This window comes from Cobetia sp. MMG027 (assembly GCF_027947415.1).
GTDB lineage: Bacteria > Pseudomonadota > Gammaproteobacteria > Pseudomonadales > Halomonadaceae > Cobetia > Cobetia marina.
Window position 1 is genome coordinate 137,373 of the sequence record NZ_JAQJIO010000011.1, and the last position, 9,893, is coordinate 147,265.

At 64.5% G+C, this 9,893-nt stretch carries 7 protein-coding genes; 3 read left to right on the plus strand and 4 right to left on the minus strand.

Annotated features, from left to right (window positions below; translation table 11 throughout):
- Positions 1-147: 147 nt before the first annotated feature.
- Together PJK54_RS15570 and pgi are read right to left on the minus strand one after the other, a co-directional pair.
- The gene (locus PJK54_RS15570) at positions 148-894 is read right to left on the minus strand and encodes a YqiA/YcfP family alpha/beta fold hydrolase (protein WP_077374251.1); all 747 of its coding nucleotides are present in this window, start codon (positions 892-894) and stop codon (positions 148-150) included.
- A gap of 139 nt (positions 895-1,033) precedes the next feature.
- Positions 1,034-2,737: a glucose-6-phosphate isomerase gene (pgi, locus tag PJK54_RS15575; RefSeq protein WP_084208205.1), complete on the minus strand. Its 1,704-nt coding sequence runs from the start codon at positions 2,735-2,737 to the stop codon at positions 1,034-1,036.
- Between the two features lie 204 nt (positions 2,738-2,941).
- On the opposite strand from pgi, the gene cmoA reads away from it, so the two are divergent.
- Both cmoA and cmoB read left to right on the plus strand, forming a co-directional pair.
- Complete coding sequence (gene cmoA / locus PJK54_RS15580) at positions 2,942-3,688, plus strand: carboxy-S-adenosyl-L-methionine synthase CmoA (RefSeq protein ID WP_176503991.1); 747 nt, start codon at positions 2,942-2,944, stop codon at positions 3,686-3,688.
- 31 nt (positions 3,689-3,719) lie between these two features.
- A complete protein-coding gene (cmoB, locus tag PJK54_RS15585; RefSeq protein WP_271303313.1) occupies positions 3,720-4,748 on the plus strand; it encodes a tRNA 5-methoxyuridine(34)/uridine 5-oxyacetic acid(34) synthase CmoB in 1,029 nt (342 codons plus the stop codon).
- A 95-nt stretch (positions 4,749-4,843) separates the two neighbouring features.
- Here cmoB and norR read toward each other — a convergent pair whose 3' ends face one another.
- Positions 4,844-6,589, minus strand: coding sequence for a nitric oxide reductase transcriptional regulator NorR (gene norR, locus PJK54_RS15590; RefSeq protein WP_271303314.1), 1,746 nt, complete (start codon positions 6,587-6,589; stop codon positions 4,844-4,846).
- A 257-nt stretch (positions 6,590-6,846) separates the two neighbouring features.
- Between norR and PJK54_RS15595 the strand changes: the two genes are divergently transcribed.
- Positions 6,847-8,064 carry a globin domain-containing protein gene (locus PJK54_RS15595; protein WP_077374267.1) on the plus strand — a complete coding sequence of 406 codons (1,218 nt, stop codon included), beginning with the start codon at positions 6,847-6,849 and terminating at the stop codon, positions 8,062-8,064.
- A 189-nt stretch (positions 8,065-8,253) separates the two neighbouring features.
- Here the strand turns inward: PJK54_RS15595 and cysN are convergent, their stop codons facing one another.
- Positions 8,254-9,705, minus strand: a complete 1,452-nt coding sequence (cysN, locus tag PJK54_RS15600; RefSeq protein ID WP_084208200.1) for a sulfate adenylyltransferase subunit CysN — start codon at positions 9,703-9,705, stop codon at positions 8,254-8,256.
- Positions 9,706-9,893: the final 188 nt, after the last annotated feature.

Sequence of the window (9,893 nt, forward strand, 5' to 3'; positions counted from 1 at the left end):
TTGTGTCCTTGGTGTTGACGTCCGGCAGACGCATCACGGATGGCGATGCCTCTGCCTGATTTTCTGAAGAGAGTCGCCGCTGGCCGAACGATCCGATGACGGATTCATCTTCCTGTCCGGCCCGCACGCCCAACCGTCCTCGACACGTTAGCAGGGTGCGACGTGGAAGGATGTCGCAAGCGACGGGGCCAGACGATGGCCGGCATGCGCCATGATGGCAGGCAGGTACTCCGCCAGTCTGGCAAATCCATGATCCCCTCCCGGCGTGAGGATCAGCCGGCAATCCTGATAGAGGCTTGCGGCATCGTTGACGTCCAATGTCTCGTCCGCCGTGGCAAGCAGCACGAGGGTGCGCTGCGGCGTGACGGGGATCGCTTCCAGTGCGGCCAGCGCCGGCCCGAATGCTTCGGTGACGGTGAAGGACTCGCCGGTATAGGGGTTGGCGTGGGTCGACCCCAGCCATGCCGTGACAAGCCTGACCGGGCGCACGGCTGGATTGATCAATACCGTGCGCGGCCCCTGACGCCATACGCTCTGCTCGCGGCCCTGGGGTCCATCGAGTCGCGCAGCCTCACGCGCGGCAAGCCAGGTGCTCAGAAAGCCACCCATGGAGCTGCCGATCACCACGATGGCGTCGTCACAGGCAGGGTCAGCCGGGTCGAGATCCAACTGCGCGCAGAGCGCCTGGTAGGCCTCCTCCACCACCGCTTGCCCGGCAGCGGGTTGAGGTGGGATGTCAGGCGCGACGCAGGGCAGACCGAATTCGGCGGCCGCACGCTTCATCAACTGCGCCTTGGGCGAGCAACTGGCCGAGTTGAAACCATGCAGGTACAACACGCCCCTGACCGGAGGAACGACAACGCCTGCCTGCGCAGGGTAATGGGGACGGCTCATCAGCGCTCCCGACACGCGCGAACCGAACGGCTCACGCTCGGTTCGCGGCAAGGTGTCTAGTGTAAACGATTGATTCCCATATAGGATAGCGAGAATACTGTATAAATCAACAGAGGATGATCGCCTGCGTGATCCCCCGTCAGCGCGGGTCCTGCCCCTGGGCGGCCCACACGGACTCGATCAAGGCACGACTGGAAGCGTCCAGCTGCTCGAAGCCTTCTCCCGTGGTCATGGTCGCTTCCGTCGCGGTGGCGATCTGCTTGCCCAGCTCCACGCCCCACTGATCGAACGGATTGATGTCCCAGATGGTGGCCTGGACGAAGACCTTCTGCTCGTAAAGCGCGATCAGGGCCCCCAGGGTTTCCGGCGTCAGCGCTTCCAGCAGCAGGGTGGTCGAGGGCTGATTGCCACGATAACGCTTGTGATTCGGCTGGGCCTCGTCACCCGGTATCGCGTCATCGCCCAGCATCAACACGCGCGACTGGGCAAAGCAGTTGGCCAGTGTCAGACGGTGCTGCGCCTTGAGGTGGGCACGGGTCTCGGCGTCCTCGACGTGGTCATAGCGACGCATCGGCGCGATGAAGTCACATTCCACTGCCTGGGTGCCCTGATGCAGCAGCTGATAGAAGGCATGCTGGGCGTTCGGGCCCAGCTGGCCCCACAGCACCGGGCAGGTGGAGTAATCGACCATCTCGCCATCGTTGGTGACCGACTTGCCGTTGGATTCCATTTCCAGCTGCTCGAGGTAGCTTGCGAAGTATTCCAGGCGGCCGTCGTAGGGCAGGATGGAATGGGCGCGAATATCGAGGAAGTTGTTGTTCCAGATACCCGCCAGCGCCAGCAATACCGGCAGATTGTCTTCCAGCGGTGCGGTGCGGAAATGCTCATCCAGCTCATGCGCCCCCGCCAGCAGGCGACGGAAGTTGTCCATGCCGACATTGAGCGCGATGGGCAGTCCGATGGTGCCCCACAGCGAGTAGCGCCCGCCGACCCAGTCCCAGAACAGCAGCTGATGTTCCGGTGCGATACCCCACTCGCTCATCTTCTCCGGCTTGGCGGATGCGCCGATGAAGTGCTGGCGATTGATCAGCCCTTCCAGACGGCCTTGCGGGTCGAGGCGCGACTTCAGCCAGTCACGCGCGGTGCGCGCATTGGAGAGCGTGTCGATGGTGGAGAATGACTTGGACGACAGGATGAACAAGGTGGTTTCCGGGCTGAAGGACTGCAGGTAGTCCGCCAGCTGTGAGCCATCCATGGTCGAGGCGAAGTGCACGCCGACCTCATGGACGCCCTTGGGACGGCAATCGCTCAGCGCGCTCGAGACCATCAGCGGCCCCAGGTCCGAGCCACCGACCCCCAGATTGACTACATCGGTGATCGGCTTGCCGGTGGCACCACGCCACTGCCCGCTATGGAAGGTCTCGACCATCTCGGCGAGCCGCTCGAGGCTCTCGTGGATGGCAGGTACCACATCCTCGCCATCCACCTCGAGACTTGCCGAGCGTGGCAGACGCAGGGCCGCGTGCAGGGCCGGGCGATCTTCCGAGCGATTGACGTGCTCACCGGCCAGCAGACGCTTGATGCCCTGCTCGACACCGGTTTCCCGCGCCAGCTCCAGCAGCAGCTCCAGGGTCTCCTGCTTGAGACGCTGCTTGGAGAGATCCAGGCGCAGGCCCGCGGCAGAACGGGTGAAGGTCGTCACTCGATCGCGCCCTTGCGCCGCATCCTCGGCGAACAGGTCCTTCAGGTGCACATCGGCCATCTGCTCCTGATGATGACGCGCGAGGGCCTGCCAGGCCTGACTGTTACGGCGGGCAGAACGTGCAGACGATGGAGTGGACATGGCCACCTCTCTCCTTGAAGTGTCGCGACCGGCCCTGCGTGGCCCGGTCAGAAATCGGTTGATGGAGGCATCATCGGTAAGCCGCGGCGGGTGCGTCAGGCACTTCGAATGCGTAGAATGGCGGGCCCAGCAGGGCACTCAGCCCAGCCGCTCCCCGGCCAATGGCATGTCGCCCAGGCCCTCTGCCCGATGAAGCCTTGATCCATGAGTGATGCATCTTACCGTGACGCGATATTTACGACACCCCTTGACCGTGTTGCCAGCTTCTCCTTCGACGAACAGGTCGTCAGCTGCTTCCCGGACATGCTGCGCCGTTCGGTGCCGGGGTACGGTCAGATCATCGCCATGCTGGGGCTGATGGCCCGCGCTCACCTGCGCCCTGGCGCACGCGTCTATGATCTGGGCTGCTCGCTGGGGGCTGCCAGCATGGCACTGGCACGTGAGATGGCGGCCCAGGACATCGAGATCGAAGCCGTCGATCTGTCCCGGCCGATGGTCGAGCGCGCCAGCCGCGAGCTCGCCGACGCCTTCCCGGACCATCGCATCAACGTCAGTGAAGCCGATATCCGCACCCTGGAGTACCAGCCTGCCGGCATGATCGTGGTCAACTTCACCCTGCAGTTTCTGCCGCCGCAGGACCGCGACGCCGTGATCGACAAGCTGTTTGCGGCGCTGGAGCCCGGCGGCGTGTTGATCCTGTCCGAGAAGATCATCAGCGACGACCCGGTCGAGAATGCCTGGTTGATCGAGCGCTATCATGACTTCAAGCGCGCCAACGGCTACTCCGACCTCGAGATCTCGCAGAAACGCGAAGCGCTGGAGGACGTGATGAAGCCCGACAGTCTCGCCACTCACCATGCGCGCCTGGCACGCGCCGGCTTCGCGCGCAGCCACACCTGGCTGCAATACCTGAACTTTGCCTCGATGGTCGCTTTCAAAGCCGCCGAATGACCGCTACGCCTGCACGGACCCGACCCAGCGCATGAGCATTTCCCCCTACGATCGTGATCTTTACCGCGCCTTCACCGAGCTTGCCTGTGAGCCAGGCGCCGTCGGTGACGGCTTCGCCCGCTGGCTGGGCGCCCTGCCCGAGCAACTGGCCAAGGGTCTGGACCGCAAGCGCCATGCTGACCTCAAGGCCTGGCATGGGGCACTGGAGAAGCTGCCGACGCTACCTGACGAGCGCGAGGTGCAGCTGGATGCCGACCGTGTCGGTGCATGCTTTCCGACAGGCCTGAGCACGGGGCAGCAACGCCAGAGCGAGAATCTGCTGCGCGCCATGATGCCGTGGCGCAAGGGCCCCTATCAGCTCGACGAGATCCATATCGATACCGAATGGCGCTCCGACTGGAAGTGGCAGCGCCTCGCGCCGCATCTGTCGGATCTCACTCACCGTCGCGTGCTGGATGTCGGGGGCGGCAATGGTTACCACGGCTGGCGCATGGTCGGCGCTGGTGCCGCCTTCACGCTGGTGATCGACCCTTCCCCGCGCTTCTACTGCCAGTTCCATGCCGTGCGTCACTTCATCGGCGCGGATCACCCCCAGGGGCGCAATCTGCACTTCCTGCCGGTGGGCATCGAGGACGTCCCCGCGAAGATGGCCGCCTTCGACACCGTGTTCTCGATGGGGGTGCTCTATCATCGCCCCTCGCCGATGGACCACCTCTTCCAGCTGCGCGATGCCCTGCGCCCCGGCGGCGAACTGGTGCTGGAGACCCTGGTGGTGGAAGGTAACGTGACGACGGTACTGATGCCCGGCGAGCGCTACGCCGCGATGCCCAACGTCTACTTCCTGCCGTCCTCCCGGGCGCTGGCCCACTGGTGTGAGCGCGCCGGCTTCAAGGACGTGCGCATCGTCGATGAAGCGGTGACCACGCTGGATGAACAACGCTCGACCGACTGGATGACCTATCACTCGCTGAGTGACTTCCTCGACCCTGACGACCCACGCCTGACCCGTGAAGGCCATCCGGCACCACGACGTGCGGTGCTGATCGCCACGCGCGCCTGATCTGCGCAGCACCTTCTCTCCCAGCGATGTCTGCGTCAGGGCAGACGACACACGACGGCGGCGCTCATCGAGCACCGCCGTCTTCGTCTCTCGTGTCATACGATGCCCAACCGCCGGGCCTGTCGATACAGATTGCCGCGATCGACCTTGAGCCTGCGCGCGGCCTCTGCCCAGTTGCGATCACTCGCCAGCCAGACCCGCGAGATGTGCTCGCGCTGAAACGCCTCGGTGGCATCACGCAGCCCCAGCGCTTCATCGATGTCCTGCAGGACATGACGCTGCGCCGGGTTCGCTCTCCCCGCCTGAATCGTGCCATGCCCCTCCTGTGCGGCGTGGAGGGCAATGCCACCGGCCTGCTCGTGCGCCACCTCGGCACTCGCCTCCAGCCCCAGCAACTCCGGCGTGATCACCACCAGCTGACGCCCATCGGCGCGCAGGCGCGTCGGATGAGCCCCCTGCGCCAGCCGCGCATGCAGGGCGGCACGACTCAGGCAGTGCTCCAGCTCACGCACGTTGCCGGGCCACGGGTAGTCACACAGCAGACGCTCCGCCGCCGGCGTCAGGCGCAGATTGCCCAGCCCGAGGCGCGTGCGGTTGTGCTCGAGAAAGGTTCCCGCCAGCGCCAGCAGATCCGCTCGTCCGCGCTCACGCAGCGGCGGTACCCTGAGCGGATAGACGCTCAGGCGGTGGTAGAGATCTTCGCGGAAATGCCCGGCGGCGACTTCGGCCTCGAGATCACGATTGGTCGCCGCGATGACGCGCACGTCCACCCTGACCACGCGATCGCTGCCCAGCGGCTGCAATTCACCTTCCTGCAGCACCCGCAGCAGCTTGGGCTGCAGCGCCAGTGGCAGCTCACCGATCTCGTCCAGCAGCAGGGTGCCGCCATCGGCCATCACGAAATGGCCACGGTGATCATGGGACGCGCCGGAGAAGGCCCCTCGCCGATGCCCGAACAGCGCACTCTCGACCAGTTCCGGTGCCAACGCGGCACAGTTGATGCGCACCAGAGGCCGACTGGCGCGACGCGACGCATCGTGCAACCGCTGGACCATGCCCTCCTTGCCCACCCCGGTCTCGCCCATCACCAGCACCGTCATGTCGGTATCGGCAACCGCTTCCAGCTGTGCCTCCAGTCTCGCCATCGCTGGCCCGCGCTGCGGACAGGTCCTCTGGGCCTGCGGTGTCATGCCCGGCGCAAGCGCTGCCATGCCGGTCAGCGGAGCGGCCCCACGCTCAAGCCGTGATGCCAGTGCCAGACAGCAGGTGGGTAGCGTCAGCAGGTCATGAAGCTCCTGATGCTCCTGATACTCCTGCGCCAGGACGTCTGCCAGCTCGGCATCGCCGATCTGCCGAATCTCCAGCGCTTCCAGCGGGGCCAGCACGCCGGGTGTCAGCGCATCGAAGGTCATCACGCCCAGCAACCTGTCCCCTTCGCGCAGCGCGATACCCGCACAGTCGTGCACCAGCAGATCCGGCCCATGCACTTCCCCCAGCAGGCCATCGAAGGGGTCCGGCAGGTCACTGTCCACCGCGAAGCGATAGACACCGGTGTGCTCGGCAATCGCCTTGAGCCGCGGATGCTCTGACAACGCAAAGCGCCGGCCGCGCACCTCGGCAGGTAGCCCATGCGTGGCCAGCGGCAGCAACTCGTCACGCTCCGGCAGATAGCGCATCAGCGTCGCGGCCTCACCGGGCAGACGCTGCATGATCGCGGCCAGCAGACGGGTCCATGGCAAGGCACGCCGCTTGCCGCCCTCCTCTTCCGTCAACCAGGCAGCAAGCCAGGCGTTCAGGGCGGCAAGGGGCGTATCATTGCGTGGCAAGGGAGTCTCGGGCATGCGGGATTCCTGACGTCAGTCAACCGGAAATGGCGGGCGAGGTACTGGGTGATGAGCACGCGGCTCACGCGACGGCGTGTCGCAAGACATCGTCATGGCGACAGATGATGTCACCCTGACACGCAAGATGTCATCTTGACACCTTCACGCGTCGTGTATTTTTCACATCACCGCTCTCGGGGACGCATGGATACTGGCCTGACGAGTTGGCATGGCCCTTGCTCTCTTCATGGCGACATTCATCACGAGGTATCGTCATGCTGACCAACGCCCAGGAAGACCTGATCGCCGCCACCGCTCCCGTCGTCGCCGAGCACCTCAACGCCATTACCGCGCGCTTCTATCCGCTGATGTTCGAGCGCTATCCCGAAGTGAAGCCGCTGTTCAATCAGACGCACCAGGCCAGTGGTGGTCAAGCCCGTGCACTGGCCGGCGCCGTGCTCGCCTATGTCGGCGCACGCCACTCGCGTGAGGCGGTGGACCGCCTGCTCGCGCCCGTGGTCAGCAAGCACGTCTCGCTCAATATCCTGCCCGAGCACTACCCCATCGTCGGCGAGTGCCTGATGGCCGCCATCGGTGAGGTGCTGGGAGACGCCGTCACGCCGGAGATCGCCGACGCCTGGGGCGCCCTCTACGGAGAGCTGGCCGCCGTGCTGATCGCCGCCGAGCAGGGCCGCTACGACAGCTTCGCTGCCACTCGCGGCGGCTGGCAGGGGCTGCGCCGCTTTCGCATCGTGCGCACGGAGGACGAGAGCCGCGAGATTCGCTCGCTGTACCTGGCGCCAGTGGAAGGTCCGATGTTCTCCTTCCTGCCGGGCCAGTACATCGGCATGCGCCTGACGACGCCGCAGGGCGTGATCCATCGCCACTACAGCCTGTCACACGCGCCGGACGAGCGCTTCTGCCGTATCTCGGTCAAGCGTGAAGACCACGGCCAGTCCAGCCAGTATCTGCATGCGCTGAACGTGGGTGACGAGATCGATCTGCTGCCGCCGGCCGGCGAGCTGACCTTCGAGCATGCCGCGCCCCAGAGCCCCGAGGCCCCGGTACTGCTGCTGTCTGCCGGCGTCGGCCAGACACCGATGCTCTCGCTGCTGGAGGCAGCGCTCGCGGCGGGCCGTCAGGTGATCTATCTGCATGCGGCCCGCAATCCCGAGGTACATGCCTTCGATACCACGCTGCAATCACTGGTCGCGCAGTATCCTGAGCAGCTGCATTATCAGGTCTGCTACGAGAAGGCTGACACTCTGCCGACGCATGCGCACCTGGGCATCATCGAGCGCGACTGGCTGGCACGTCAGATTGCCGCGACAGGTGCCAGTGCCGAGTCCCTGCAGGCCTTCGTGATCGGTCCGCATGGCTTCATGCAGAGCATGATCCAGCATCTCAATCGCATCGGCGTACCGCTCACCCAGTGCCATCATGAGCACTTCGGCCCCTCCACACCGCTTGCCATCGACGCCGCTGCCGCCTGATGCGCTGACGTGACCCGCACCATGCAAAAAGCCCCCATCGCCTTGCGGCCATGGGGGCTTCTGCGTTCTCCGGCTTCATATCCAGCAGGCCGTGTTGTTATCGCGTGTCCAGCGTTGTTGTTATCGGGTCATGCGACGGAGTCGACCGTGCCGGCTCGACTCCGTTACCGCGACTCATGTTGCCAAGGCTCAGTTGCCACGGCCCAGCAGCTCGCGCACGTCGCGGGCTTCCCAGTGCGGGAAGTGCTTGCGTACCAGCGCGTTGAGATCGGCTTCAAACGCGGCCCAATCGGTCTGCTGCGTGGTTGCCTGCGTGCCGGAGCGGCCCACGCCACGAATCATGCCCGCGCCGACGGTCACGTTGCTCAGACGATCGATGACGATGAAGCTGCCGGTGCCCGGGCTTGAACGGTAGTCGTCCACCGGCACCGACTGGGTCAGCTCGAGCTGGACGCGGCCGATGGCGTTCAGTGCCAGGCTGTCGCCCTCGTGATGCTCCAGCGTGTTGACGTCGTAGAGGTAATCGATGGCACTGACCTGCCCGGTCAGATCACGGGTCGCCAGCTTGATATCGTACTGACGGCCCGGCTGCAGCGGCTTCTCATGCATCCAGACGACATCCGCTTCCAGCGCATTGGAGAGCGGCAGTTCGGCGTCTGCCGCCACCAGCCAGTCACCGCGCGAGATGTCGATCTCGTCGTCAAGCGTCAGTGTGATGGCCTGGCCCGGATAGGCGATCTCGAGGTCGCCATCGAAGGTGACGATGCGCTCGATGGTCGAGATCTTGCCGGACGGCAGCACCTTGACGCTGTCACCCGGACGCACGACACCGGCCGCCAGCGTGCCGCAGTAGCCACGAAAATCCAGATTGGGACGATTGACGTACTGCACCGGGAAGCGCAGATCGCTGAGGTTCTGATCGCGAGTCAGCTCGACGGTTTCCAGCACCTCCAGCAGCGACGGTCCGGCCTGACCATCGACGGTGTACCAGTCGAGTGATGGGCTGCGATTGACGACATTGTCGCCCTTGAGCGCGGACATCGGCACGAAGCGGATATCCGGCGCATTCAACTTGTCGGCGAATTCCTGATACTCGGCGACGATCTCGTTGAAGCGCGCCTCGGAGTAGTCGACCAGATCCATCTTGTTGACCGCGATCACCAGATGCTGGATACCCAGCAGGTCGGCGATGAAGCTGTGACGACGGGTCTGGGTCTGCACGCCGTAGCGCGCATCGATCAGAATGATCGCCAGGCTCGCGGACGAGGCACCGGTGGCCATGTTGCGGGTGTACTGCTCATGCCCCGGGGTATCGGCGATGATGAACTTGCGCTTGTCGGTCGAGAAGAAGCGATAGGCGACATCGATGGTGATGCCCTGCTCACGCTCGGACTGCAGGCCATCGACCAGCAGGGCCAGATCGACTTCATCACCGGTGGTGCCGCTGGTCTTGGAGGCCTGGGTGATGGAGGCCAGCTGATCTTCATAGATCAGCTTGGAGTCGAACAGCAGACGACCGATCAGGGTCGACTTGCCGTCATCGACGCTACCGCAGGTGATGAAGCGCAGCAGGTCCTTGCGCTCGTGTTCTTGCAGATAGGCTTCGATATCCGCGGAAATCTTGTCTGACGCGTGGGACACACTCTTCTCCTTGCCGCTGTCATGGGCCTGATGAGCTGGCGAGCCAGTATCACGAGCCAGTGTCTCGTGAGGCTGCGAGCCGATTCATCAGGCGAATTGTTCGTTCAGGTCATCAAGCACGAGGCGGAATCAGCAGGATGGGGCCTCGTGAGGCAATGGGCCTAGCGAGAATTGGCGACTAGAAATAC